Source organism: Corallococcus macrosporus DSM 14697, assembly GCF_002305895.1.
GTDB classification, from domain to species: domain Bacteria; phylum Myxococcota; class Myxococcia; order Myxococcales; family Myxococcaceae; genus Myxococcus; species Myxococcus macrosporus.
This window is the reverse complement of record NZ_CP022203.1, coordinates 2,856,962-2,880,959: the sequence shown is the minus strand read 5'-3', so window position 1 is coordinate 2,880,959 and position 23,998 is coordinate 2,856,962. Positions and strand designations below refer to the sequence as shown.

At 71.6% G+C, this 23,998-nt stretch carries 21 protein-coding genes; 12 read left to right on the top strand and 9 right to left on the bottom strand.

Annotated features, from left to right (window positions below; translation table 11 throughout):
- Positions 1–25 precede the first annotated feature (25 nt).
- From MYMAC_RS12265 to MYMAC_RS12245, 5 genes are read left to right on the top strand one after another with little or no spacing between them, the layout of a single operon-like run.
- Positions 26–295 (top strand): hypothetical protein, encoded by a 270-nt coding sequence (locus MYMAC_RS12265; RefSeq protein ID WP_013939058.1) that lies wholly within the window; start codon positions 26–28, stop codon positions 293–295.
- A 3-nt stretch (positions 296–298) separates the two neighbouring features.
- Positions 299–2,200 (top strand): DUF4129 domain-containing protein, encoded by a 1,902-nt coding sequence (locus MYMAC_RS12260; RefSeq protein WP_095958222.1) that lies wholly within the window; start codon positions 299–301, stop codon positions 2,198–2,200.
- Positions 2,193–3,473 carry a DUF4350 domain-containing protein gene (locus MYMAC_RS12255; RefSeq protein WP_095958221.1) on the top strand — a complete coding sequence of 427 codons (1,281 nt, stop codon included), beginning with the start codon at positions 2,193–2,195 and terminating at the stop codon, positions 3,471–3,473. The genes MYMAC_RS12260 and MYMAC_RS12255 overlap by 8 nt, the downstream gene beginning before the upstream one ends.
- Positions 3,470–4,468, top strand: coding sequence for an AAA family ATPase (locus MYMAC_RS12250; protein WP_013939055.1), 999 nt, complete (start codon positions 3,470–3,472; stop codon positions 4,466–4,468). Before MYMAC_RS12255 ends, MYMAC_RS12250 begins: the two co-directional genes overlap by 4 nt.
- Positions 4,465–5,772, top strand: a complete 1,308-nt coding sequence (locus tag MYMAC_RS12245; protein WP_095958220.1) for a DUF58 domain-containing protein — start codon at positions 4,465–4,467, stop codon at positions 5,770–5,772. The genes MYMAC_RS12250 and MYMAC_RS12245 overlap by 4 nt, the downstream gene beginning before the upstream one ends.
- On the opposite strand, the gene MYMAC_RS12240 is transcribed toward MYMAC_RS12245, so the two are convergent.
- Positions 5,750–6,220: an inorganic diphosphatase gene (locus MYMAC_RS12240; RefSeq protein ID WP_095958219.1), complete on the bottom strand. Its 471-nt coding sequence runs from the start codon at positions 6,218–6,220 to the stop codon at positions 5,750–5,752. The two genes, MYMAC_RS12245 and MYMAC_RS12240, sit on opposite strands and share 23 nt — an antisense overlap.
- A complete protein-coding gene (locus MYMAC_RS12235) occupies positions 6,213–7,229 on the bottom strand; it encodes a stage II sporulation protein M (RefSeq protein WP_095958218.1) in 1,017 nt (338 codons plus the stop codon). Before MYMAC_RS12235 ends, MYMAC_RS12240 begins: the two co-directional genes overlap by 8 nt.
- Positions 7,230–7,316: 87 nt before the next feature.
- On the opposite strand from MYMAC_RS12235, the gene MYMAC_RS12230 reads away from it, so the two are divergent.
- Positions 7,317–8,810 (top strand): DUF1570 domain-containing protein, encoded by a 1,494-nt coding sequence (locus MYMAC_RS12230; RefSeq protein ID WP_095958217.1) that lies wholly within the window; start codon positions 7,317–7,319, stop codon positions 8,808–8,810.
- Between the two features lie 108 nt (positions 8,811–8,918).
- Here the strand turns inward: MYMAC_RS12230 and MYMAC_RS12225 are convergent, their stop codons facing one another.
- Entirely contained in the window at positions 8,919–10,463 is a 1,545-nt protein-coding gene (locus MYMAC_RS12225) for a bifunctional metallophosphatase/5'-nucleotidase (protein ID WP_043710767.1), read from the bottom strand.
- Positions 10,464–10,540: 77 nt separating this feature from the next.
- A complete protein-coding gene (locus MYMAC_RS37795; RefSeq protein WP_239989502.1) occupies positions 10,541–10,786 on the bottom strand; it encodes a hypothetical protein in 246 nt (81 codons plus the stop codon).
- Positions 10,787–10,819: 33 nt separating this feature from the next.
- Here MYMAC_RS37795 and MYMAC_RS12220 point away from each other — a divergent pair, with 33 nt between their 5' ends.
- Entirely contained in the window at positions 10,820–12,175 is a 1,356-nt protein-coding gene (locus tag MYMAC_RS12220; protein ID WP_239989501.1) for a hypothetical protein, read from the top strand.
- Positions 12,176–12,196: 21 nt separating this feature from the next.
- Here the strand turns inward: MYMAC_RS12220 and MYMAC_RS12215 are convergent, their stop codons facing one another.
- Positions 12,197–15,301, bottom strand: a complete 3,105-nt coding sequence (locus tag MYMAC_RS12215; protein ID WP_013939046.1) for a cyclic nucleotide-binding domain-containing protein — start codon at positions 15,299–15,301, stop codon at positions 12,197–12,199.
- A 202-nt stretch (positions 15,302–15,503) separates the two neighbouring features.
- Between MYMAC_RS12215 and MYMAC_RS12210 the strand changes: the two genes are divergently transcribed.
- On the top strand, positions 15,504–16,310 hold the full coding sequence (locus tag MYMAC_RS12210) for an RDD family protein (protein WP_013939045.1): 807 nt from the start codon (positions 15,504–15,506) through the stop codon (positions 16,308–16,310).
- Here MYMAC_RS12210 and MYMAC_RS12205 read toward each other — a convergent pair.
- Complete coding sequence (locus MYMAC_RS12205; protein ID WP_013939044.1) at positions 16,276–16,794, bottom strand: outer membrane beta-barrel protein; 519 nt, start codon at positions 16,792–16,794, stop codon at positions 16,276–16,278. The two genes, MYMAC_RS12210 and MYMAC_RS12205, sit on opposite strands and share 35 nt — an antisense overlap.
- Positions 16,795–16,893: 99 nt before the next feature.
- On the opposite strand from MYMAC_RS12205, the gene MYMAC_RS12200 reads away from it, so the two are divergent.
- Both MYMAC_RS12200 and MYMAC_RS12195 read left to right on the top strand, forming a co-directional pair.
- Positions 16,894–17,955 (top strand): tetratricopeptide repeat protein, encoded by a 1,062-nt coding sequence (locus MYMAC_RS12200; protein WP_204817537.1) that lies wholly within the window; start codon positions 16,894–16,896, stop codon positions 17,953–17,955.
- Positions 17,956–17,989: 34 nt separating this feature from the next.
- Positions 17,990–19,060 (top strand): FHA domain-containing protein, encoded by a 1,071-nt coding sequence (locus MYMAC_RS12195; RefSeq protein ID WP_095958214.1) that lies wholly within the window; start codon positions 17,990–17,992, stop codon positions 19,058–19,060.
- Positions 19,061–19,139: 79 nt separating this feature from the next.
- Here MYMAC_RS12195 and sctV read toward each other — a convergent pair whose 3' ends face one another.
- The gene (sctV, locus tag MYMAC_RS12190; protein ID WP_013939041.1) at positions 19,140–21,263 is read right to left on the bottom strand and encodes a type III secretion system export apparatus subunit SctV; all 2,124 of its coding nucleotides are present in this window, start codon (positions 21,261–21,263) and stop codon (positions 19,140–19,142) included.
- Positions 21,264–21,475: 212 nt separating this feature from the next.
- On the opposite strand from sctV, the gene MYMAC_RS12185 reads away from it, so the two are divergent.
- The gene (locus MYMAC_RS12185) at positions 21,476–22,288 is read left to right on the top strand and encodes a carboxypeptidase-like regulatory domain-containing protein (RefSeq protein WP_170114731.1); all 813 of its coding nucleotides are present in this window, start codon (positions 21,476–21,478) and stop codon (positions 22,286–22,288) included.
- A 54-nt stretch (positions 22,289–22,342) separates the two neighbouring features.
- Here the strand turns inward: MYMAC_RS12185 and MYMAC_RS12180 are convergent, their stop codons facing one another.
- Positions 22,343–22,813, bottom strand: coding sequence for a tetratricopeptide repeat protein (locus MYMAC_RS12180; protein ID WP_043710754.1), 471 nt, complete (start codon positions 22,811–22,813; stop codon positions 22,343–22,345).
- 256 nt (positions 22,814–23,069) lie between these two features.
- Between MYMAC_RS12180 and MYMAC_RS12175 the strand changes: the two genes are divergently transcribed.
- Entirely contained in the window at positions 23,070–23,294 is a 225-nt protein-coding gene (locus MYMAC_RS12175) for a hypothetical protein (RefSeq protein WP_013939036.1), read from the top strand.
- 188 nt (positions 23,295–23,482) lie between these two features.
- On the opposite strand, the gene MYMAC_RS12170 is transcribed toward MYMAC_RS12175, so the two are convergent.
- Positions 23,483–23,989 (bottom strand): tetratricopeptide repeat protein, encoded by a 507-nt coding sequence (locus MYMAC_RS12170; RefSeq protein ID WP_238539645.1) that lies wholly within the window; start codon positions 23,987–23,989, stop codon positions 23,483–23,485.
- Positions 23,990–23,998: the final 9 nt, after the last annotated feature.

The window sequence follows — 23,998 nt, the reverse complement described above, 5'->3', positions numbered from 1 at the left end:
CCCGGGTGTGCGTTAAGGTGGCGGCATGATTCAGGGCTCGGGCCGCTGCCACTACCACCCGGAGCGCGCCGGCCTCGGCGTCTGCGTGGAGTGCCGGCGCGTCATCTGCCGGGAATGCACCACGCAGTTCGAGGGCATCAACCGCTGCGCGAGCTGCCTGGCCCAGCGCCTCAAGGCGCTGGAGGGCCCGGGCGAGCGCCGCGAGTGGTCCGCGGGCAACGTGGCGCTGGCGCTCGTGGGCATGGCGCTCGTCTGGGGGGGCATCCTCCTGGTGGCCCAGGTGGCGGCGAGCTAGCCCATGGCCGTCTCCGCGCTCGAGCTCCGCCCGCGCAACGCGGTGGCCCTGCTGGACGCCGCGCTCCGGCTGTCCTCCCGCAGCGCGGGCGTCTGGGCCCTCACCCTGCCCGGCGGCGCGGCCGTGGTGGCCGCCATGCTGTACCTGGCGGAGTCGGCGCGCATGGGCTGGCCGCTCGCGGTGCCCTCGCTGCTGCTGACGCTGGCGTGGTTCCTCCGGGGCGTGGGCCAGGGCGCGGCCAGCCACTACGTGCAGGCGCTGCTGCTGGGCACCCAGGGCGAGCCGTCCGCGTGGGCCTCGCTGCGCGCGGCGCTGGGCCGGATGCCCGCGCTCTTCATCGCCGTGACGTACCTGCTGGGCCTCAACACCCTGCTGGTGCTGGTGACGGGCGGGCTCGGCTACCTGCTGCTGTCCGCCCACGGGGTGGGCTACGCGGCGATGATGCAGGGGCGCGGCAGTCCGCTGAACCTCTACGGCGTCTGCTCGCGGCTGCTGGGCCCGGCGCGCGGCACCGCGGTGTGGGTCCGCGCCCTCATGGGCGTGCAGGTGCTGGCCTTCTTCAACCTGCACATCGCCCTCAACTTCCTGCTGATGCTGGGCCGCAAGCTGGTGGGCGTGGACCTGACGTTCGCGGAGCGCTTCGCCTCGCTGGACAACGGGCAGTGGCTGCTCTTCCTCGCCGCGACGACGTTCGCCCTCTTCGAGCCGGTGCGCGCCGCGGTGGCCACGCTGCTGCTGGTGGACGGCCGCGTGCGCCAGGAGGGGTTGGATCTGCTGGCCAGCGTCCAGCAGCTCCCGGCCCGGAACGTGGGGCGCCCCCTGCCGTCCCCGGGCGCGTCACGCGACGCGGCCGTGCTGGCCGTGGCGCTGGGCCTGGGCCTGCTGGCGGCGACCCCGGCCCGGGCCGCCGAGGCCGCGGAGCCGCTGGCGCCCAGCGAGGCGCGCCAGCGGCTGACGGAAGTCGCCGCGGCGTGCGAGGCCGCCACGCCCGAGGACGCGGCGGAGCTGTACGCGCCCCTGGACGCCCTGGGCCCCCAGGAGGCCGTGAAGCTGGACCGCTTCGTGCGCCGCGTGGAGCGGCTGGCCTACGACGTCGAGGATTGTGACGAGGCCCGCGCCGTGCTGCTGCGGGGGCTCGCCACCCTGGGGGCCACCGTGGACGCCCAGGCGAAGGCGGACGCCCGCGCCGCCGCCGCGCGGGCGAAGGACATCCTGGCCCGGCCCGAGTTCGCGCAGGCCGCGCCCAAGGCGGAGAAGGAGACGCCCGAGGCGCCCGTGCCCCCGGAGTCCCCAGGCTGGTGGCGGCGCTTCATCGACTGGCTGGGCGAGCTGCTCAAGAAGCTCTTCGAGCCGGCGCGCGAGGCGCCGCGGCAGGAGCCGGGAACGCCGCTCGTCACCGGCGCCAGCGCGGCCAACGTGCTGGTGGTGGTGCTGGTGACGCTGACCCTCGCGGTGCTGGGCGTGGTGCTGCTGCGCGCGCTGAACCGGCGCAAGCCCGGCGAAGGGGACGAAGGCGTGCAGGTGTCCACGGTGGACGCGTCCACGCTGGCGGGGGACGCCCACCACGCGCTGTCCCGCCCTCCCGAGGGCTGGGCCCACCTGGCGGATGAGCTGGCGGCCCGGGGCGCCTACCGCGAGGCGGTGCGCAGCCTCTACCTGGCGCTGCTGTCCCGGCTCCACCGCGACGGCGCCATCCTCTACGACGAGACGCTGAGCAACTGGGACTACCTGCACCAGTTCCGGGGCCGCGCGGAATGGAAGGCCCCGTTCCGCGAGCTGACGCGCCGCTTCGACTTCGCCTGGTACGGCAACGAGCCGGTGGGCGTGGACGGCTACCGCGCGTTCCGCACCCTCACCGAGCCCCTGCTCGCCGCGCCGCCGCGCCCGGAGGTGGCCGGTGCGTGACCGCTTCCCATTGCTGGCGGTGGGCGCCCTGCTGCTCACCGTGGTGCTGGGCACCTTCCTCGTCCGCGGCGCGCGCCGCAATTCGTTCGCGGACACGCTGTCCACCTACCGCGCGCAGGAGGACGGCGCGCGCGCCCTCTACCTGCTGGCCCAGGAGAGCGGGCTGCCGGTGACGCGCCGCATGGCGGATATGCGCATCCTGTCGGATGCCGGGACGCCGGTGCTGCTGGCGGTGGAGGTGTCCGGCGCATATGAGGCCGACCCGGACCAGACGGCCCTGGCCGCCGAGCCCGACGCGGGCCTGGGCGACGAGCACGTCCCCCGCACCGGCTTCAACGCGTTCCGCGCGGCCTCATTGGACGACGACGAGACGGAGAAGCTGCTGGAACACGTGCGCGAGGGCGGCGCCGCCGTCTACGTGCCATGGGGCTCCCAGGAGAACCCGGTGCTGCAGGCCCTGGGGGTGAAGCTCTTCAAGGCGGACACCACCCTGCCCATGCGCACGCTGGTGCCGCCCCAGCCCACCCCGTACACGCTGGGCGTGGCCCGCGTGGAGGCGAAGGTGCAGGCCTACCTGGAGCTCCCGGAGCACGCCGTCCCCGTCCTGGAGGACGAGCGGCTGGGCATGTTCGTGGCGGCGGTGGTGCCCCACGGGCAGGGCCGCGTGCTGGTGGTGGGCGCGCCGGAGCTGGCCATGAACCAGGCGCTGGCGCGCGCGGACAACGCGCAGTTCTGGCTCAGCGCCCTGGCCGCGCTGGGCCCCGGCCCCTTCGCGTTCGACGAGTTCCACCACGGCTTCACCAACGAGCGCTCCGTGGTGGACTTCGCGCGCCGCTACGGCCTGCACTTCGCCGTGCTGCAGCTCCTGCTCGGCGTGGCGCTGTGGTCGGTGTCGCTCAAGCGTTTTGGCCGGCCGCGTCCCCCGCCCGAGTCCACGCGCGTGGGGGCCACCGACGCGCTCTTCGCCATGGGCCGCCTCTACCGCGAGGGCCGCCACCACGGCTTCTCCGCCCAGCTCATCCTCCGCGGCCTCACCCAGGACCTGGCCCTGCACGCGGGCCTGCCCGCGCACGCGTCCGCGACCAAGGTCGCCGAGGGCTTGCGCGAGCGGGGCCGCGAGGACCTGGCCCGGGGGCTCGAGCTGCTCGGCGCGGAGAGCCAGTCCGTGGCCCGCGACGCGGACCTCCAGCAGCTCGCCGAGCGCGCGGCGCGGCTGCGACAACGCCTTCATTCCGCCGGCGCCGCCCGGCACAGCCCTCCCGGAACGCCATGAACGACACCCTGTCCGCCCCTCCCTCCACCCCGGCTGGCGCCGCCGTGCGGGCCGCCCACGCCATCCGCGAGGCCGTGCTGGCCGAGGTGCGCAAGGCCGTGGTGGGCCAGGACGAGGCCCTGGAGCTGATGCTCTGCGGCCTCATCGCCGGCGGCCACATCCTGCTGGAGGGCGTGCCCGGCGTGGCCAAGACGCTGATGGCCAAGGCCCTGTCGCGCGGCATCAGCGCGGAGTTCAAGCGCATCCAGTTCACCCCGGACCTGATGCCCGCGGACATCCTGGGCACCAGCGTGTTCGACTTGAAGACGCAGGGCTTCACGCTGGTGCGTGGCCCCATCTTCACGGACCTGCTGCTGGCGGACGAAATCAACCGCGCCCCGGCGAAGACGCAGTCCGCGCTGCTGGAGGCCATGCAGGAGCGCTCCGTGTCCATGGAGGGCCGCGTGCTGCCGCTCTCCCCGCTCTTCACCGTGTTCGCCACGCAGAACCCCGTGGAGTCGGAGGGCACCTATCCGCTGCCCGAGGCGCAGCTCGACCGCTTCCTGCTGAAAATCGAGGTGGGCTACCCCGCGCCGGAGGAGGAGGACGCGATCCTGGCCTCCGTCCACCGCGGCTTCGACGCTGGAGACCTGCAGCGCGCGGGCGTCAACGCGGCGGTGACGAAGGAGGGGCTGCTGGACGCGCGCGCCGCGCTCAACGAGGTGACGGTGGAGCCGCCCGTGCTGGCCTACGTCCGCAAGCTGGTGGCGGCCACGCGCAACTCCAGCCGCATCCGCCTGGGCGCCGGGCCTCGCGCGGGCGTGCACCTGCTGCTGGCGGCCAAGGCCCTGGCGGCGCTGCGCGGGCGCGGCTTCGTCACCCCGGATGACGTGCGCTTCCTGGCCGGCCCCGTGCTGAAGCACCGCCTGCTGCTGTCGCCGGACGCGGAGCTGGACGGGGCCACGCCGTCGGACGTGCTGCGCGAGGTGGTGCGCGGCGTCGAGGTCCCCCGGTGATTCCCACCCCGCGCCTCTGGGTGCTGCTGGCGCTGCTCGCGCTGCCCATGATGCTGGCGGGGTTCAGCCCCGGCATCGGCGGCGCCGTGCTCGCGCTGGACGCGCTGGTGCTGGCGCTGGCGGTGCTGGATGTCCTCACCGCGCGGCGGGCCCGGCTGGAGGTCCACCGGGTGCTGCCCGCGCGGCTTAACGTGGGCGTGGCCAACAAGGTGGTGGTGCGGCTGATTCACCGGAGCGGCGGCGCCATCCACGCGCGCGTCCGGGACGACGTGCCGGACGGCTTCGCCGCCACGCCGGACGAGGCGCCGCTGGAGCTGCCCCCCCAGAGCGAGTCGCGCTGGGTGTACCGGGTGACGCCCGCGAAGCGCGGCCGCTTCCACTTCGGCGACGTCCACGTCCGCGTGCGCGGCCCCCTGGGGCTGATGTCCCACGAGCGCACGTTTCCCGCGGCGCAGGACATCGCCGTGTACCCGGACATGCGCGGCGCCAGCCGGCTGCTGCTGTCCGGCGCGGCCCTGGACCTGGTGAACCTGGGCCTGCGGCAGCTCCGGCGCGACGGGCGTGGCAGCGAGTTCGCCCGCCTGCGCGACTACGCCCAGGGCGACAGCGTGCGGGACGTGGACTGGAAGGCCACCGCGCGGCGCGGGCGCCCGGTGACGCGCGTGCTGGAGTCGGAGCGCTCGCAGTCCATCCTCATCTGCGTGGACGCGGGCCGCTCCATGGCCGCGCAGGTGGACGGGCTCACCAAGCTGGACCACGCGGTGAACGCGGCCCTCTTCCTGGCCTTCGTGGCCGTGCGCAACGGGGACCGCGTGGGGCTGGCCGTCTTCGCGGATGGCGTGAAGGCCTACCTGCCGCCCGCCGCCGGCCGCGTGCAGTACCGGAAGATGGTGGACCTGCTCTACGGCACCGCGCCCAGCCTCACGTACGTGGACTACCTGGCGCTCTTCAAGGAGCTGAACCTCCGCCTCACCCGCCGCAGCCTGCTGTGCGTCTTCACCGACTTCCTGGATGAAGAGCAGGCCTCCACCATGGTGGCCCCGCTGCACCGGCTGGCGCGGCGGCACGTCCCCCTGTGCCTGTCGGTGAAGGACACCGCGCTCCAGAAGCTGCTGCGCACGCCGCCGCCCGGCCCGGAGGAGGCCTTCCAGCACGCGGTGGCGTCCGAGTTGCTCACCGACCGCGAGGTGCTCAAGGCCCGGGTGAGCCAGGGCGGCGTGCAGATGCTCGACGTGCAGCCGGACGAGCTGAGCCTGGCGGCCGTCAACCGCTACCTGGACATCAAGGCGCGCGGCGTGCTGTAGCCCGAAGGCCGCCTGCGTCCCCCAGCGGCAGCCACCCCGTGAAGCGCGTGTCCGGGGCGTTGCCTCGCACGCGGTGCAGCACCTGCTTGAAGCGGGCGTAGACGCGGAAGAAGCGCTCCAGGCCCGCGCGCTCGGCGTCCGTCAGGGGCGCGGCGGCGCACACCACCTTCGGGTCTCCCCGCCCCGAGTCGATGAAGCCGATGACGCCCACCACCGGCACGCGCAGCCGCTGGCCCTGCGCCAGCCGGGGCCCCAGCACGACGGCGTCCAGCGGGTCGCCTTCATCCGACGTGAGGCCCGGGATGCTGCCGTAGTTGTACGGGCACGGCAGCGGCGACACGAAGTCCACCGCCCCGTCCGCGCGGCGCTTCACGAAGGAGAAGCGCGGGCACTCGATGAGGACCTCCGGCTCGCTCGGCAGCGGAGGCAGCCACAGCCGCTCATCCATGGGAGGGCTCTTCGGCGCCGCCCGGCGCCGCGCGTCCGCCGCGCAGCCAGTCCGACAACAGGTACGCGTACACGCCCGCGCCCACCGTCAGCGCGAAGGACACCTTGAACGCCACCGACAGCTTCGGCGGATGAATCTGGGACACCGTGCCCTCGATGAAGCCCGCGAGCACGAACAGGGCGAGCGTGCCGAACAGCAGCTTCACCGCCGTCACCGCCTCCTGCCGCACCGCCTGCCCGCGTGGCAGTCCTCGCGGGGCCACCAGGCCTCGCGCAATCACCAGCCCCGCGGCGCCCGCGATGCAGATGGCGGTGATTTCAGGAATGCCGTGCGGAAGAATCCACGCCCAGAACCAGCCCGCCATGCCCTTGGCCGCATACACTTGCGCGAGCGCGCCCAGGAACAGGCCGTTGACGAAGAGCATGAGGGCCGTGCCCAGGCCCAGGGTGATGCCCAGGGCGAAGGCCAGGAAGGCCACCTGGATGTTGTGGGTGAAGAGGAAGGTGGTGAACTGGGCCTGGTCTCCCACCGTCATCCCGTCGCCCGCGGCCTCGTCCGCCGCGCGCTCGATGGGGTCCAGGTTCAGGTGCTCGGCGGGGACCAGGTAGTACGCCGCGTCGGGGTCCACCATCATCCCCACGTAGCCGAACCCCACGCCCGCCAGCAGCAGGAGCAGCGACGCCACGTACATCCGCCACTCGCGGCGCAGCAGCGCGGGGAAGCCGCGCGCCACGAAGCCCCACACGTCCGCCAGGCGCGGGCGCCGGCCCGGGTACGTCAGCGCATAGGCCCGGCCCACCAAATCGTTGAGGTAGGCATTCACGTCCGCCGAGCCGCTGCGCGCGCGCACCCAGAGCAGGTCACTGGAGACGGCGCGGTACAGCCGGCCCAGCGTCCGGGCATCCTCCAGGCTCAGCGCGCGCAGGCCCCGCGACTCGGACCTGTCCAACAGGGACTCCAGTTGCTCCCAGCGCGGCCTGCGGGACTCGATGAACTCCGCCATCTCCATGGACCCGCACTCTAGCCCAGTGACGCGGCGGGCCACCCTGCCCTCCGACGGTGCTTTGTGGGAAAACGCAGGCCCATGACGTTTCGGATGGCGTTCCTGGGTTGGCTGGCCGCCCTGCTGTCGGGATGCACTGGAATGCGCGCGCGGTGCCCCCTGGAGGGCGGCCGCCCCTGGGTGGAGGTGCGCAGCCCCCACTTCACCGTCCGCAGCAACCTGGACGCGGAGACGGCGGAGGACGCGGCGCGGGAGCTGGAGCTGCTCCGCGAAGGACTGCTCCAGGCCTGGGGCGGCAGCTTCGACCCGCCGGGCACGGTGGACATCATCCTCCTCCACAACCGCAGCGCCCTGGAGGAGTTCACCGACATCCGCATCGAGGGCTTCTCCACCACCACCGAGGACGGCCCGCTCCTGGTGCTGGCCGGGCACGCCTACGCCTTCGTCGAGGCCACCGCGGACATCACCACCCAGGCCCACGAGCTGACGCACTACCTCTCCGAGCTCGCGCTCTTCCGTCAGCCGCGGTGGCTGTCCGAGGGCCTGGCCAGCTACCTGGAGACCATCGCCCTGCGGCCGGAGCGGCGCGAGGTCATCCTGGGGCGCATGCACGACGCCTTCTACACCCAGGTGCGGCGGCACGGCTGGCGCACGCTGGACGAGCTCTGGGAGTGGGACCGGAAAGGGCTGCTCGGCACCGCGGAGTCGCGGCAGCACTACGCCTCCTCGTGGCTGTGGGTGCACTTCTTCATCACCCGGCATGGCGCGCGCTTCGAGGACTTCCAGAAGCGGCTGATGCACGGCGAGGAGCCACGGGCCGCCTTCGACGCCGCCTTCCGTGGCGTGGAGGACCTGGCGGGCGAGCTGAACGGCTACGTGCGGCGCCCCGGCCACATGAACGACCGCATCATCACCGCGCCGCTGGCCCCCGTGACGAGCCCGCTGCGGACGCGCCCGCTGCGCCCGGCCCAGGTCCACGCCATCCGCGCGCAGCTCTTCCTGATGACGCCGGGCTCGTCCCCCATGGAAGCGCGGCGGGCCCACCTCGAGCGGGAGATGGCGGAGGCCGCGCACGAGGAGCCCGGCAACGTGGACGCCATGCTGCTGCGCATCCGCTCCACGGAGGACCCCTTCCGCAGGCTCGGCCTGGCGCGGGCGCTGGTGGCACGCCACCCCGACAGCGGACACGCGTGGAACGCCCTGGCGCAGGCGCTGGACGCCGCGGGCAACACGTCCGATGAGCAGGAGGCCGCGCGGCTGCGCGCGGTGGAGCTGCTGCCCGGCAGCGTGAGCGCGCAGAACGGGCTCGCCAGCTACTACGCGCGCACGGCCCAACCGGAGAAGGGCCTGACGGCGGCGCAACGGGCCCTGGCGCTGGCGCCGGGGAACGCGTCGGTGCTGGACACCTGGTCCACCGTGCTCTTCCAGCTCGGCCGCTGCCCGGAGGCGCTGGAGGCCCAGCGGCGCGCCGCGGACATGCTCCACGAAGGCACGCCGCAGCGGCTGAGCAGGACGGTGCACGACACGCTGGCCCGCTATCAGGCCGTGTGCGGCCCCACCGCGGCGCCCGCCCCAGAGACACCGTGAGGTGAGGCCCGCGCGCCTCCGCTCCGGCTGAAACGGCGAAGCGCCGGAAGGGCCCGGGTGGGGCTCCTCCGGCGCTTCGGGCCTGCCGCGACAGCGGGCCGGCGCGGACTACTTCACCAGCTTCTCGAGCGGCTTCTTGTCGCTGCTCGCCTGCTGCTTCGTCCACTCCACCACCGGCGTCTGCCACGCCATGCCCGTCTCGGTGGGCTCGGGGGCCAGCTTCTCGAACTCGAAGCCGTCACCGCCGAAGTAGAGGTACTCCACCGTGGCGACCGTGTACTCCTTCTTCGGGTCCAGGGCCTTGCCCTTGGCGTCCTTGAACTTGCCCTTGCCCGCGGCCGTGAAGCCGGAGACGAGCGCGTTCGGGTTGGCGAGCTGCCGGGCCAGGTCCTCGCCCTTCAGCTTCACCACGAGGAGCGTGTTCTCGAAGGGCATCACCGAGTAGATGCTGCCGCGCGTCACCGCGCCGGCGGGCAGGTCGCCCCGGATGCCGCCGCTGTTGAGGATGGCCGCGTCCGTGCCGAGCACCTCGCGCACCGAGCCCGCCACCCACTTCGCCATCTGCGGCGACGCCTGCGCGATGCCGGCCTTGGAGAAGCCGATCTGCTGGCCCAGCACCTCGTCGAGCTGCGTCTTCCACTTGCCCACGAGCTGCGCCGTCTCCGGGTCCGGCGTGCCGCCCGACACCTCGACGATCCGGGTGTCCAAGCCGGTCAGCTTCTCACCCGCGGGCTTCGCCGGGTCGAAGGTGACGTGCGCGCGCAGGTACTTGCCGAAGCCGCGGTCCAGGGACACGAAGCTCGTCGCGCCGTCCTTCAGCTCGACGGGCTGCGCGCAGCGGCCACCGGCCACCAGCGCCAGCTTCCACTCGGGGTGCTTCGCCACGGCGGGCTGCAGGTCGGTGACGCACTCGTCGGCGAGCACCACCACCACGTCCGCGCCGGCCTTGCGGGCCTCGGGAACGGCGGTGGAGAGCGCCTCCTCGTACCCTGTCACCTCCAGGCCATCCGCGCGGCCGGGCATGGCGGTGCGGACCGTCTTCTCGGACGCCAGGCCCACCACGCCAATCTTGAGGCCGCGGCGCTCGAAGAGCTGGAACGCCGGCATGGACAGGTCGCCCGCCAGCGACGGGTCCTTCACCTTCAGGTTGGCGGCGAGGAACGGGAAGCCACCCGCGCTGCGGTTCTTGAGGAAGGCCTCCTTGCCGAAGGCCAGCTCGTGGTTGCCCAGGGCGGAGGCGGCGTAACCCAGGCGGCCCATGACCTCGGCCGTGGGCGTGCCCAGGAAGAAGGAGGAGATGGCCGGGCCGTTCCAGTGGTCACCCGTGGCGAGCGCCAGGGTGCCGGCATCGGCGCACGTGGCCTGGCCTTCCCTCACGGGACCCGGACAGTGCTTCTCATCGGCCACCCAGCGGCCGAGCAGCTCCGCCGCGCCGCCCTTGCCCTCCGCGGGCTGGAGCTGGCCGAACGCGCCGCCCGTCACGAGCAGCGTGACTTCACTGGGAACAGCGGGGGCCTTGGCTTCCGGCGCGGCCGCCGGAGGAGGAGTGGGATTGCTCTTCTCGCAACCGGCAACGCTGCCGCCGAGGGCGAGGACCAGCACACCGGACAGCGGCTGGCGGAAGGGACGAGGACGGAGAGGGTTCGTGCTCACAGCAGCGCCTTTAGCACAACTCGGCTCGTGCTACGCTGAGACACGTGGCGGACAGCGACACGCAGCACGGCGATGCCTCACCCGAAGGCAAGGTTCACCAGCACACAGAGCAGGGGTTTGCCGGACGGGGTGATGCACGGGCGCACGAGCTCTGGGACGAGGTGAGTGCGGGTGCGCGTCACTTCTCCCCAGAGAACCGGAAACCGCCTGAAGGCCGCCTGCGGCAGTTCTTCCATGGCCTGAGCCTGCCGTTCCACATTGGCGGAGCGCTCCTGGCAGACCCGGTCGCGCGCAAACAATACATCCGTGTCGGGTTTCTCCAATCCATTGCAGCTCTGGCATTGGCCCTGAGTTGCATGACTTCCGGAACCGAGGCGGCGGAGAGCGCCAGCAGGCGGGAGTCCCGGGCCGAGGCAAGGGCCCAGGCGAAGCAACTTCGCAAGGTCGCCGAGGCGCTCGCGGACCGGCACGTGAAGAAGGTGGAGGCCGAAACCGCCCAGCGCGTGAGGGAGGTCGAGGCGCAGACGCGCCAACGCCTCCAGGAGATTGACGCGCGAATTGCCGAGCGCAAGCGGGCCGCCGAGGCCGCGGCAGCGCCCGGCGAGCCGCCCACTGACGCCGCGGCGGACGCGGACACCGCGCCCTCAGCGGACGAGCCCCCTTCGGAGGACGCGGCGCGGCCCCCTGAGCGCCAGGCGTCCTCAGAGAGCGCCCTGGCCGAGCCGGAGACCGCGGAGCAACGGATGGCACGGCGCATCCGGGACGTGGAGGCCGCGGCGCAGGGGAAGGACTCAGGCACCTCCCTGGCGGCCGCCATCGCCGCGCTGGTGATGGAGGCCACCGTGGAGGTGGACGACGAGGAGTCCCCGGGCGCGTCCGGCAAGCACACCGGCGCCTCGGAGGAGGACGCCGAAGCCGGCGAAGACACTCGGGCCGCCAAGGCCCCCAGGGAAGGCCGCGACTTCTGGCGGGTGAATGGCTTCTCCGTGTGGAGCCTCGCCTTCTGGGCGGCGCTGTTCGCGGCGCTGCAACTGGCGCAGTGGGTGGTCATCGCCCTGTCGCGGGACTACCACGACGCCATCTCCCGCAAGGCCAGCCTGCTCACGGGGCTGGAGCCGGAAGAGGAGGATGTCCAGCCGCGCGTGCGCCTCAACGTCCCGTGGCTGCGCAAGAAGGTGAAGCGGCGCTGGCGGGCCTTCCTGCTGCTCATGGTGGGCGTGCCCGCGCTGGTGGTGGTCACCCTCCCATTCATGTGCGCCTCCCACGCCGTGTTCACGACCCTGTTCGCCCTCTGGAGCGCCTGGTGGTTCGTGGTCTTCACCGCCGCCAAGAGCGCGCGGGCCTGGGAGCCCACCACCGGGCCCGCGCGGCCGCCCTGGTTCCTGCGGGCCTGGACGACGCTCACCACGCGCGTGCCCGGGCTGCGCTGGGGCGCGCTCCAGCGGTATGGCGCGTCGTGGGGACGGCGCACGGAGGAGGTCTTCGCGCCCGTCGCCAGCGCGGAGCGCTACCCCTGGGTATTCGCGGGGCTGTCGGTGGTCCGCTTCCTGGGCTCCTTCCCACCGATGAAGTTCTTCGTCCGGCCCCTCATCCCCGTGGCCTCGGCGCACCTGCTGACGGGCGACGTCGCCGCGGCCAAGCGGGCGCTCGCCAAGGGCGCAGAGGCCTCACCCGCCGCGGCGGAGGTCCCCCGCCCCGCCGACGTGTGGTGACAGCGGGGCGTCCCGTGCCGCTCAGGAGTCGTCGCGCGAGCGGTCGTCGTTCGCGTCCGGCGCCGGCCCGTCCGGCAGCGGCGGCGCCAGGGGCCCCAGCGGCGCCGTCAGCTCCAGCCGCTCGCCCGTCTCGCGCGAGTCCGGCAGGTCGATGAGCGCCTGGAGCTGCAGGCTCACCGCGCGGAAGAAGCCCGTCAGCAGCTCCGGCCGGTCCGCGAGCAGGTCCAGGAAGTCGCGCCGGTCAATGATGAGCACCCGCGTGTCCACGGCGGCCACCATGTCCGTGGGGCGCGGCGCGCCGTCGAGCAGGCTCACCTCGCCGAAGGCCTGCTTGCCCTGGAAGCGCAGCACGTGCTCGCCGTCGTGGAAGGCATCCACGGCCCCGTCGACGATGACGTAGAGCGCGTCGCCCGGGTCGCCCTGGGCGTAGATGCGCTCCCCGGCGCGGAAGGACGCCTCGCGCGCCACCGCGGCGATGGCGGCGATGTCATCCACGTCGCACTGGGAGAAGACGCTCACGCCTTCCAGCGCGAACATCCGCTGGACTGTCCTGTCGCTCATGTCACCTTCCTGCGGCAGCACGTGCAGCCCGTTCACCCACGCCACGTGGCGGGCACAGGCGCGCAGCACGCCGTCCTCACTCTGGACCAGCGCCGCCAGCCGCCGCCACAACCGGCCGGGCGCGCCGGGCGGGAGCTCGCGGTGGTGCGCCTCCACCTGCTCCATCACCAGCTCCCGGTCCTCTTCGTCGACCAGGTTCTCCAACAGCTCCAGCGCCAGCGCCCGCCGGCGAGGATCCGGCCCCACCAGGTTGTAGTGGATGCCGCGCATGACGTGGGACGGGTGGAGCAGCCCCAGGAGGAAGAAGGACAGCTCCAGCGCCTGGTCCAGCCGGTCCCCCACCGCGCGGGTGAGCAGCGCGCCGTCCCCCAGCGCCGCGCGCAAGTCCCGGAAGGCGCCCACCAGGCCCTGGTAGACCTCCCGCCGCCGCCCCAGGGCCTCGCGCACGCGCTCCGCGTCCACGGGGTGCTCGGGGTGTTCGTCGCGCAGGCGGGACATCTGCGCGCCAATCCGGAAGTGCAGGGACGCGTCGTCGCGCACGTTGGAGAACAGCAGCGCGTCCAGCGCCGCCGGCGTCCCGATGCCGCGCAGCACGCGGGGAAGCTGCAGCCGCATGGCCAGCGGCGCCACCCGGTTGTTGAGCTGCTCCTCCACCAGCGGCGTCACCGCGTCGCCCAGCGCCACCAGCGCCTCGCGCGCCGCCTTGCGCTCCTCGCGCCAGGTGAGGAACGGCAGCAGCCGGGGCGCCAGCTCCGTGTAGCCCCCCTTCCCCACCGCCACCAGCGCCACGTGCCGCACGGTGCCGTCCGCGTCCTCCAGGTAGCGCGATAGCGGCTCGGCGAAGCGCGAGTCCTGGATGCGCCCCAGCAGCCGCGCCACCTCGCGGCGCTCGGCCACCGGCGCGCCTTCCCCCCGTGACAGCATGGCCCGCAGCGCATCCAGCGCCACCGCGCTCCCGGTGGACTTCACCAGCGCGCCAATGGCCGCGCAGCGCAGCCCCACGTCCGGGTGGGAGAGCAGCGCCGGCAGCAGGCGCTCGGCGCGCTCCGGTGACAGCCGCGCCAGGGCCCAGACGGCCTGGTCCCGGGGCCGGCGCGGGCCTTCCTCCACCAGCCGCTCCAGCACCGGCGCCAATTCGTGCGCCTCCAGCGCCAGCGCCAGCGAGACGCCGCGCTCCAGCACGCGCTCGTGCGGGTGGCGCAGCAGCGCGGACAGGTGCGGCCGCAGCGGCACCTCCGCCTGCTCCATCATCGCCACCGCGCGCAGCACCCGCTCGGGTGACGGAGCCGCCAGGGCCTCGGCCAGGAGCCGCTGCTCCTCCTCGCCCTCCAGCGCCACGTCCTCTTCCTCGGGGGCGCCCACCTGCTCGCCCAGCGCGGCGACGTACGCGGGCTTCAGCCGCACCAGCAGCAGGCCCAGCGCGGCGCACATGCCCACCACCGCCACCGCCATGGTGACGCCGTTGGCCGCGCGCCCGGCGCCGATGAGCAGCAGGCCGGCCAGCACCACGCCGCCCTTGCGCAGCAGCCCGTCCACCGTGGCGCGAAGCCCCTCGCGCTGGTCGTCCGGCACCGCGGCGTAGAGCAACTGGATGCCCACCGGGAGGATGGAGTAGCTCACCGCCGTCTCCACCAGCCGCAGCAGGTGCACGGGCCACAGGCTGGGCGTGACGAGCGCCGCGCCCGCCAGCGGCGCCAGCACCAGGGGCACCATGGCCACGTAGCGCAAGAGCCCCAGCCGCTTCAGCAGCCGCTGGGCCACCAGGAGTTGGAAGGCCACGCAGAACAGGCCAATCCAGAGCTGGAGCGAACCGAAGAGCGCCGTCAGCGCGTCCTCGCTCAGCGTGCCCTCCAGGCGCAGCCGGAAGAGGTAGTCCACGAAGGACGACAGCACGGCGAACGCGATGCCCAGCGCCGCCAGCACCTGGGCGTAGGGGCTCTCCGCCAGGTAGCGCAGCCCCAGGAAGGACGCGGGGCGGCCGCGCGCCGGCGTGGGCGGCAGCCCCTTGTACAGGTGGTGGAAGATGGCGCCGGCCACGAGCAGGCCCAGGGCGCCGCTGACCACGATGGCCGGCGTGCCCAGCTTCTCCGCCAGGACCTGCACCAGCAGGCCGCCGGCGATGCCTCCGCCCATGGCGAAGCTGTTGAGCGCGGTGAAGGCCCGCCGCGCCTCGCGCGCGTCGAAGGCGGCCGCCATCCGGCCCCAGAAGCGGAAGGACACGAACGTGGAGAAGGTGTCCGCGAACAGGTACAGCGCAAGTGCGGGCATCCGCTGCCCGGCGGACAGGGCCGCCGCCAGCACCAGCGCCACCACGCCGCCCATGCCCGTCAACATCCCCGGCGACTCGAAGGGCGAGCCCGGCTTGGAGCGCGGCAGCACCGTCATGGCCGCCGTCATCAGCGCGCCCAGCAGGTACAGGTAGGGCAGCGCCTGCGACTCGAAACGCGACAGCACCAGGGCGTTGGAGGCCGTCTTCAGTTGCGTCACCCCTGCGATGAGCGCGAACTGAAAGGCAGCCGCCGGCCAGAGGCGGCGGTTCCAGGATGAGGAGTCGGAGGGGGGCACGGTGCGAGTGCGCGGCAGATTACTCCACGCCCTCCGCCGCCATGAATAGCGCTCTCGTGCGATGTCGCGCCCGCCTGCCCTCCAAACGGTGGGCAAGTCACTTCGGACACCTTGAGCCGACTTCCGCCGCCCCATTGAAATCGTTGGAGCCGCGAGGAACGGCGCTCGACACCGCCCGCGCCCGCCCGGCGGCGGCTAGACTGTGTCGGTGACGACCGCCACCGACACCCTGCTGGACGGCACCCACACGGTGCTCACCCCCGAGTACGTGGAGTTCCGCTTCACGCTCGCGGGCCTGTACTCGCGCTTCCTGGCGTGGCTGCTGGACAGCCTCATCGTCATGCTGGTCACCACCAGCGTCCTGCTGGGGCTGAGCCTGGTGATGTTCGCCTTCCCGGGCTTCGCCAGCGCCCTGGGCATCGTCATCTACTTCCTGGTGGACTGGGGCTACGCGATAACGCTGGAGACGGTGTGGAGCGGGCGCACCGTGGGCAAGCGGGTGATGTCGCTGCGGGTCATCCAGGAGAGCGGCGTGCGCATCGGCTTCTACCACGCGGCGCTGCGCAACCTGGCGCGTCCGGTGGACCGGCTGCCCTTCTTCTACCTGGTGGGTGGACTCACCGCGCTCGTGTCCGGCTCCCAGCAGCGGCTGGGGGACATGCTGGCGGGGACGCTGGTGGTGCGTGAGCGGCGCCTGAAGGTGCCCTCCGCCCTGGCCACGCCCGGCGAGGAAGGGCTGCTGGCGGATCCGCTCTTCGTGTCGCGCGTGAAGCGGCTGTCCAGCGAGGAGCGGGAGGTGGTGCTGACGGCGGCGCTGCGCCGCGAGGAGCTGCGCATGGAGGCGCGGCTCCGGCTGTTCGCGGCGCTGGGCGCGCGGCTGCAGGACGCGCTGGCCCTGGAGAAGCCGGCCCACCTCTCCGACGAGAAGTGGGCGCTGCTGGTGGCCGCGGCCCTGCTGCCGCCGAAGGGAGCGACTAGAAGTACGCCGCCGCGCCGAGCGACACCGTGAGCGTGCGCTGCGTCTCGTCGTTGAGCGCGATGTAGAAGTTGTACTGCGCGCGCGCGCCCAGGCTCACCGAGTCCGACACGAAGTAGTCGATGCCGACGTTGGGGCCAATGCCCACGAAGTTGCTGACGTTGTTCTTGAAGACGATGAGGTAGCTCAAGTCCGAGCCCACATAGGGGCGGATGGACTCCTCCATCAGCAGGTAGCGGATACCGATGGACGGCGCCAGGCCCACCACGCGCCGCTCGTTGCCGTCCGTGGTGTCGCGCGGGAACGTTATCTTCGACAGGGAGACGACCTCGAAGCCGTTCTCGATGTAGAGGCTGGCGTCAATCCCGACGAACATCGAGTTGTCCAGGCCCCGGGTGTCGTTGAAGTCCATGTAGCCCAGCGACAGGCCCAGGCTGCGGTTGGCGAACTGGGCATGCGCGGGGCCGGCCGCGAGGAGGGCCAGGGTGAAGCCAAGAGTGCAGAGCAGGGTACGCATGGGCCGCCACTCTACCGGCGTAACCCTCGGAAAACAGCCTGGATTCAAGCCACTCGGGGCGTTGCCTGGCCGCGGGCGCTCTCCTACACTCGCCCGGCCATGCGTGTCCGCCGACTTGCCGCTGCGCTGTCCCTGGTCTCCGCCCTGCCCTTCGTCGCCTGCGTCCGCACCCCGCCGCCTCACGAGCGGGCGCTCATCAACAACGAGCTGTGCTCGCAGGAGATGGCCAAGGGGGACCTGACCCGCGCGGAGACCTTCTGCGACCTGGGCCTGGAGTTCTCCCCCCAGTACGCGGACCTCTGGTCCAACAAGGGCCTCATCGCCATGTACTCGGGCCGGAACGATGACGCGAAGAAGCACTTCATCAAGGCCCTGCGCTACAACCAGGAGCACCTGCAGGCCTACCAGAACCTCGGCGCCATCTACATGCAGGAAGGCGCGTACGGGAAGGCGCACGACAACTTCCGGCGGGCCCTCAAGGTCAACCCGGACAACCTGGAGTCGCGCTACAACCTGGCCCTCGCCCTGATGAAGATGGGGAAGATGGACGAGTCCAAGAAGGAGCTGCGCACCCTCCTGGCCGTCAACCCCGGCATCGCCGACGCGCACCACACCCTGGGCGTCATCGCCTACTCGGAGGGTGAATACGACGAGGCCGGCGAGAGCCTGTCCCGGGCCACGCAGCTCGTCCAGAACTCGCCGCAGCTCTGGCACGACTTCGGCACCGTGCTGATGGAGCTGGGGCGCTTCCCGGAGGCGCGCGAGGCCTTCGGCAACTGCGCCCAGTTGGACGGCAGCAACACGAGCTGCGTCAACAACCTGGCCCTGGCCCAGCGCAAGACGGCGCTCACCGACGCGGCCTTCAAGGAGATCAAGGACACGCAGCAGGCGGAGAACTCCGCGCCCGCGCTCTACGTGCTCGCCCGCCAGTACCGCGAGAAGGGCCTGCTGGCCGAGGAGGAGTCCACCTACCGCAAGTGCGTCAAGCTGGATGCGAAGTACGCCGCCTGCCACTACGGCCTCTTCCAGCTCTTCTCCGAGGCCCACAAGCGCGAGCACGCGACCATCGCCTGCAAGAACTTCCTGAAGTACGGGACGTCAGAGGAATTCCCCACGGAGTACCAGACGTGTGAGAGATTCCTGAGCGACGCGACGTTCTGATGTCCCGCCTCCACGACTCCCCTCTTCCTCCTCGATGAGCGTTCGTCTCACCGTCACGCAGCGCAGCGAGGCCGGCGCTGCCCCGAGCACCGAGTTCGTCCTCGACGACGCGGTCATCACCCTGGGGCGCGACAAGGCCTGCCAGGTGGTGCTCGCCCAGCAGGCGGTGTCGCGCAACCACGCGCGCATCCTCCAGGAAGGGACGCTCTTCTTCCTGGAGGATTTGGGCAGCGCCTTCGGCACGCAGATCAACGGCAAGCCGGTGCCCAAGGGCGAGAAGCGCCTGCTGCGCAACGGCGACGTCATCGCCATCGCCACGTACGACGTCCGCTTCGACCGGGTGATGGACCTGAACCCCGAAGCCAGTGGGGAGAAGACGTCCTTCATCGCGCGGGGCATGGTGAAGGACGCCATGCGCGGCCTGGCCGGCGGCGGCGAGGAGCGCTACCTGCGCTTCATGAACGGCCCCCGGGAAGGCGAGCGCATCGAGCTGGGGGACGCGAAGGAAGTCATCCTGGGCCGCGACGAGAAGGACGCGGACATCGTCCTCAAGGACGACCTGGTCTCCCGCAAGCACGCCAAGGTGCGCCGCGACTGGTCCGGCACGCACGTGGAGGACCTGGGCAGCCGCAACGGCATCAAGGTGAACAAGAAGCGGGTCAACCGCCGCCAGCTCAAGGACGGCGACGAGCTGGAGGTGGGCGCCACCCGCTTCCTGTACGTGGACCCCACCGAGCCGGCCGAGGAGCCCGTCCAGCTCGCCGCCGAGGTCAAGGCCCCGCCTCCGCCCTCTCCCCGGCGCCCGCGTCCAGAGCCCAAGCCCGTGGAGCCCCCGCCGGAAGAGGAGCCCGCGCCGCCGCCAGAGGACCCCGCGCCCCCGCCCGACGAACCCGTCGCCGAGGACCCCGCGCCCCCGCCCGACGAGCCCGTCGCCGAGGAGCCTCCGCCGCCGCTCTCCGCGGAGTACCCGGTGCCGGACGAACCCGCCGAGGCGGGCGCGATGTCCGCGCTCAGGGACAAGGGCAAGCTCGTGCCCCTCGTGGTGATGGGGCTGGTGGGCCTGGTCTTCCTGGTGCTGATGATCGCCGTGTTCGCGGGCGCGTAGGGGCACGGGCCCGCGCCGGCCGCGCGGCGGGGCCCGCGCGAGGGCGTTCCACACGCGCGGGCGGGCACGACGGCGCGGGCTACCGCGTGGAGATGCGCGCCACCGGCTGGATGTTCAGCTCGGGGGACAGCTCCTGGTAGCTGAGCACGGAGAACGACGGGTTGAACTCGTACTCCAGCAGCTTGCGGACGTAGCGGCGGATGTCCATGGCCGTGAGGATGACGGGCCGCTGCGCGCTGGGCGGCAGGTGGCCACACTCCGAGCGGACGGCCTGGACGATTTCCTGCGCCAGCTCCGGCTCCAGCGCCAGGTGCGCGCCCGCCGAGGTCCGCTTCACCGAGCCGCGGATGGCGTCCTCGATGTTCGGGTCCAACAGGTACACCACCAGGGTGCCGGTGCCGCGCGCGTACTTGTGGGAGATGTAGCGGCGCTGGGACGCGCGGACGTGCTCGGTGAGCATGACGTTGTCCGCCTCCACCTGCCCGTACTCGGCCAGGGCCTGGAGGATGCCGCGCAAATCACGGATGGAGATCTCCTCCTCCACCAGGCGCTGGAGGATGTCCGTCAGCTTCAGCACGTTGACGACCTTGGGGACGACCTCCTTCACGATGGCGGGGAAGGCCTTCTCCAGTTGCTCCAGCATCGTCTGCGTCTCCTGCACGCCGACGAACTCCCGGGCGTTGCGCCGCAGCACGGCGGCCATGTGCAGGATGATGTAGCCGGGCACGTCCCACGTCGTGAGGCCGGCGGCCTCCAGCGTGTCGCGGTGCTGCTCGGGGACCCAGGCGGCGGGCTGCCGGGTGGCGGGGTTCACCGCCTCGAAGCCCTGGATGTTCATCAGCCGCAGCCGGTCCACCGTGTCGTTCACCAGGACGTGGCCCAGCGTGGCCTGGCCGGTGACGACGGGCACCTCGTTGATTTGAACCTGGTACGCGCCCGGCGGCAGCGAGCCATTGCCACGCGCGCGCACGCCCGGGAAGCGGACGCCCAGCTCCACGAAGAGGCCATCGCGCATGAAGGGGATGAGCTCGAAGAGGAACTTCCCGTTGTCCTGGCGCGAGTCCACGTAGGGCACCAGCGCGTCGGACACCTCCAGGACGATGGGGGTGACGACGGGGATGAACAGCTCGGAGTCCGGATTGAGCGCCTCCTTCGGCGCGGGCTCCGTGGCCATGGGCGTGCCCAGGTCCGTCTCCATGGCCGGGCCGGCCTCCTCCTGCATCACGTCCTGCTTCTGCTTCTTCAGCATCGTCCAGGCGCCCAGGCCCGCGCCGATGCCCAGCAGGAAGAAGGGAATCTTGGGCAGACCCGGCACCAGGCCCAGGACGATGAGCATGCCCGAGGCGATGGCGATGGCCTTCGGGTAGGCCGTGAGCTGGCTGCCCATGTCCATGCCCAGGTGATTGCCCTCTTCCTCGCCGGCGACGCGCGTCACGATGATGCCGGCGCAGGTGGACACGAGGATGGCGGGAATCATGCCGACCAGACCGTCACCGATGGTGAGCAGCGTGTACTTCTGCGCCGCGTCGCCGGCCGACATGCCCTTCTGCGTCACGCCGATGATGAGGCCACCGACGATGTTGACGACGGTGATGATGATGCTAGCGATGGCGTCGCCCTTCACGAACTTCATGGCGCCGTCCATGGCGCCGAAGAGCTGGCTCTCACGCTCCAGGTCGCGGCGCTTCTTCTTGCCCTGGTCCTGGTCGATGGAGCCGGCCCGCAGGTCGGCGTCAATGGACATCTGCTTGCCGGGCATCGCGTCCAGGGTGAAGCGGGCGGCCACTTCGGCCACGCGCTCCGAGCCCTTGGAAATCACGATGAAGTTCACGATGACCAGGATGATGAAGAGGATGGCGCCGACGACGAAGTTGCCCTGCACCACGAAGTTTCCGAACGCCACGACCACCTCTCCCGGGTCACCGGTGAGGAGGATGAGGCGCGTGGTGGAGATGGTCAGCGCCAGCCGGAACATCGTGGTGATGAGCAGCAGCGTCGGGAACACCGACAACTGGAGCGCCCCTGGCACGTAGAGGGACACGAGGAGCAGCACCACCGAAATGCTGATGTTCAGCGTCAGCAGCACGTCCAGCAGCAGCGTGGGCAGCGGGACGATCATCATCCCGACGATGGCCACGACCACCACGGCGAGGACGATGTCGGAGTACTTGGAGAGGAAGCTGTTCGAATTGGTGGCAGCCATCAGCGGTCAGGCATCCTAGGCCAACCCGGGCCCCTTCTGTCAGGGGGGGCCTCGCGAAGCCCCCGCACCTGGCCCCGCCCGAAGCAGCCGGGCAGTCAACCGAAGCGGACTTTCATCCTTGCGCCGCGCTCCGTCACGCGGGTTCATCCGCCTGTCGTGCCCTGCCGTCCTGGAGGGCCGGGGCAGGCCACTTGGAACCTTGGGAGAACGCAATGCGACTGAAGAATGCCTTGGGCAGGGGTCTTCCGCTGTTGTTGCTGGGTACGTCCCTGGCCTGTTCGGCCTGCTCGAACGGTGGCGCCAGCAACCCCGGCCCCGGCCCCGGCCCCAACAACGGCAACACGGAGAAGAACGTCCTCAAGGGCAAGGCCACGGACACCGCGGGCAGGCCCCTGGCGGGGGTGGAGGTGGTGGCCGACAACCAGGTCCTCTACAACTCCGATGTCGTGGGCGTGACGGGCGCGGACGGCACGTACCGGCTGGAGCTGGGCCAGGCGGCGACCACCTGGAACGCCAGCGCGCGGCTCCAGCGCGACTTCAACGGCCGCCGCTACACCTTCGAGCTGCACCCCAGCAATTCCAACACCTTCGCGGGCAACGAGGGCGCCGTCCGGGACTTCAACTGGCGGCTGGCCGGCGCGAAGCCCGGGGGCGGCGTCTACGGCAGCGGCCTCTTCCTCAACCTGACGGACTACGTGGATCCGGCCGATCCGGATCAGGCCCTGCAAAGGGAGCACGTGGAGCTGACCCTCACCCCGGCGGGCCCGCTGGTGGATGGAAGCACCGGCACCCCGACGACGGCCCGGGGCACCAACACGCCGGACGGCTTCGGTCTCCTGGACCTCCCCATCGGGCGCTACACGGTGACGGGCCGCTACGCGCCGCCGGGCCAGGCCGTCCGCCCGCTCGTCGTGCGCGTGCAGGGCGAGGACGCCTACGCCGAAGCCGTGACGGCCGACTTCAAGCCCGCTGTCGAGGGCGGGGACGGTCCGTACCGCATCGACGTGGAGCTGAAGTTCCCCTGAGCCGCGAGGCGCGGGGGACGGCGGACCGGGGCCTCGTGGAGGCCCGGCCCGCGCTCAGGCCGCGCCGTCGCTTCCGGACTCGGAGGACGGCGACTCCTCGGCGCTCTCCAGCGCCGCGGCGGCCAGCATCCGGGCCCGGGCGCTGAGCGGATCCTGCCCCTGGGGGTCCAGGCCCACCGCGTGGTTGAAGTCCCGAGCGGCCTCGTGGACCTTGCCCAGCCGCAGGTGGACTTCCCCGCGGTTGACGAAGGGCGTGAGGTCGGTGGGGTCCAGCTCGATGGCCCGGTTGAAGTAGGACTCCGCCAGGTCCAGGTCCTCCAGCGCCAGGTGGCAGGCCCCCAGCGCCGTCTGGAAGTAGGCCTCGGTGGGGTCCATGGCCGCCAGCGACTGGAACAAGGTCAGCGACTCACGGAAGCGCCCATCCTGGAAGAGGTTGAAGCCTTCCGTGGCCCGCTCGAGCATCTCCGGGCCGGACAGGGGCTTCACGTCGTCGTTGGTCACCGTTGCCTTGGATTCAGTCGTCATCTGCACACATCCCTCACGAGGGCGGGAGGACGGCCCCGGTGCCGGTAGGGCAAGCGGTTCCGGGCGCCGGGAGCTTAGACTGTTATCGGCTTTTCCACCAAAACGGTGCGCCGCTTCGGACGCGTTCTTCCCGCCGCCCGCGGGAAAAAATGGATCAGAAAATCCCGAGGAAACTTTTGCCCCCCCTTCCCCCATAATCCTTTTGTAAGCAGCGCCGCCGCAAACCACCCGCTTCCCAAACTTCTGGAGAACGCAAATGACCACCGCCACCACCGCCGCCGCCGCCGCCACGAAGGCCCTCGGAGCCAGCCAGGGTCTCTCCGCCCTCGAGCAGAAGTCCCTCTCCGGTCTGACGGGTCCGGACCGTGACCGCGCCGAGGCGCAGCTCATGCTCCAGAAGCAGCAGGAGGCCACCGCCTTCGTCGCCAACCTCATGAAGAAGCTCAACGAGATCGCGATGTCCGTCATCGGCAAGATCTAATCCTGCCGCTGTCGCGTGACTCTCGGAGCCGGCCTCCCTCTCGGGATGCCGGCTCCTTGCTTTTGCGGGCTCGAGCGCCCTTCGCGCAGCGCCCCTGCCCTGCCCGGAAACGACGAAGCCCGGAAACGACGAAGCCCGGACCGCGCGATGGCTCGCGCGACCCGGGCCGGGTTCCTGCCAGTGCTGAGCTACCGGGACTTCTTCACCTGGTCGGCCTGCTGCTTGAGGGTGCGCAGCGTCGCATGGGCGCGCTGGGTGGCGCGGCGCTTGAGGCCCGGGTCCAGTTGGATGGCCTTGCTCAGGTCCGCGAGCGCCTCCGGGACATTGCCCCGGCGCAACTGGATTTCGCCCCGGCCGACCAGCGCGTCCACGTGGCCATCATTGAACTGGAGCGCCATCCGGAAGGCGTCGAACGCCTCGTCGAAGCGCTCCAGCGTCATGAACGTCGCGCCGAGCTGCGCGTGGAAGACGGCGTTCGTCGGAGCCGCCGCCGTCAGGCCCTGGAAGATCTGCAGCGCCTGCTGCGAGCTCCCCGCCTGGAGGAGCTGATAGGCCTTGTCCGCCCAGGCATAGAGCTGCGTGTCGGAGAGATTGAGGAACTGCCCCAGGGTGACTTCGCCGCGGATGACCGCCTCGGCGAGGGGCTCCGGGACGACGGCCTTCTCTGTTTCACCCTTGGGGGTGGAGTCGCTCACGACAACCTC

Coding starts and splice junctions, on each gene's coding strand:
- MYMAC_RS12220 (WP_239989501.1), top strand. CDS start 10,820: ATGACTTCCGGAACCGAGGCGGCGGAGAGCGCCAGCAGGCGGGAGTCC.
- MYMAC_RS12200 (WP_204817537.1), top strand. CDS start 16,894: ATGCGTGTCCGCCGACTTGCCGCTGCGCTGTCCCTGGTCTCCGCCCTG.
- MYMAC_RS12175 (WP_013939036.1), top strand. CDS start 23,070: ATGACCACCGCCACCACCGCCGCCGCCGCCGCCACGAAGGCCCTCGGA.
- sctV (WP_013939041.1), bottom strand. CDS start 21,263: ATGGCTGCCACCAATTCGAACAGCTTCCTCTCCAAGTACTCCGACATC.
- MYMAC_RS12250 (WP_013939055.1), top strand. CDS start 3,470: ATGAACGACACCCTGTCCGCCCCTCCCTCCACCCCGGCTGGCGCCGCC.
- MYMAC_RS12230 (WP_095958217.1), top strand. CDS start 7,317: ATGGCGTTCCTGGGTTGGCTGGCCGCCCTGCTGTCGGGATGCACTGGA.
- MYMAC_RS12180 (WP_043710754.1), bottom strand. CDS start 22,813: ATGACGACTGAATCCAAGGCAACGGTGACCAACGACGACGTGAAGCCC.
- MYMAC_RS12185 (WP_170114731.1), top strand. CDS start 21,476: ATGCGACTGAAGAATGCCTTGGGCAGGGGTCTTCCGCTGTTGTTGCTG.
- MYMAC_RS12195 (WP_095958214.1), top strand. CDS start 17,990: ATGAGCGTTCGTCTCACCGTCACGCAGCGCAGCGAGGCCGGCGCTGCC.
- MYMAC_RS12240 (WP_095958219.1), bottom strand. CDS start 6,220: ATGGATGAGCGGCTGTGGCTGCCTCCGCTGCCGAGCGAGCCGGAGGTC.
- MYMAC_RS12205 (WP_013939044.1), bottom strand. CDS start 16,794: ATGCGTACCCTGCTCTGCACTCTTGGCTTCACCCTGGCCCTCCTCGCG.
- MYMAC_RS12235 (WP_095958218.1), bottom strand. CDS start 7,229: ATGGAGATGGCGGAGTTCATCGAGTCCCGCAGGCCGCGCTGGGAGCAA.
- MYMAC_RS12265 (WP_013939058.1), top strand. CDS start 26: ATGATTCAGGGCTCGGGCCGCTGCCACTACCACCCGGAGCGCGCCGGC.
- MYMAC_RS12260 (WP_095958222.1), top strand. CDS start 299: ATGGCCGTCTCCGCGCTCGAGCTCCGCCCGCGCAACGCGGTGGCCCTG.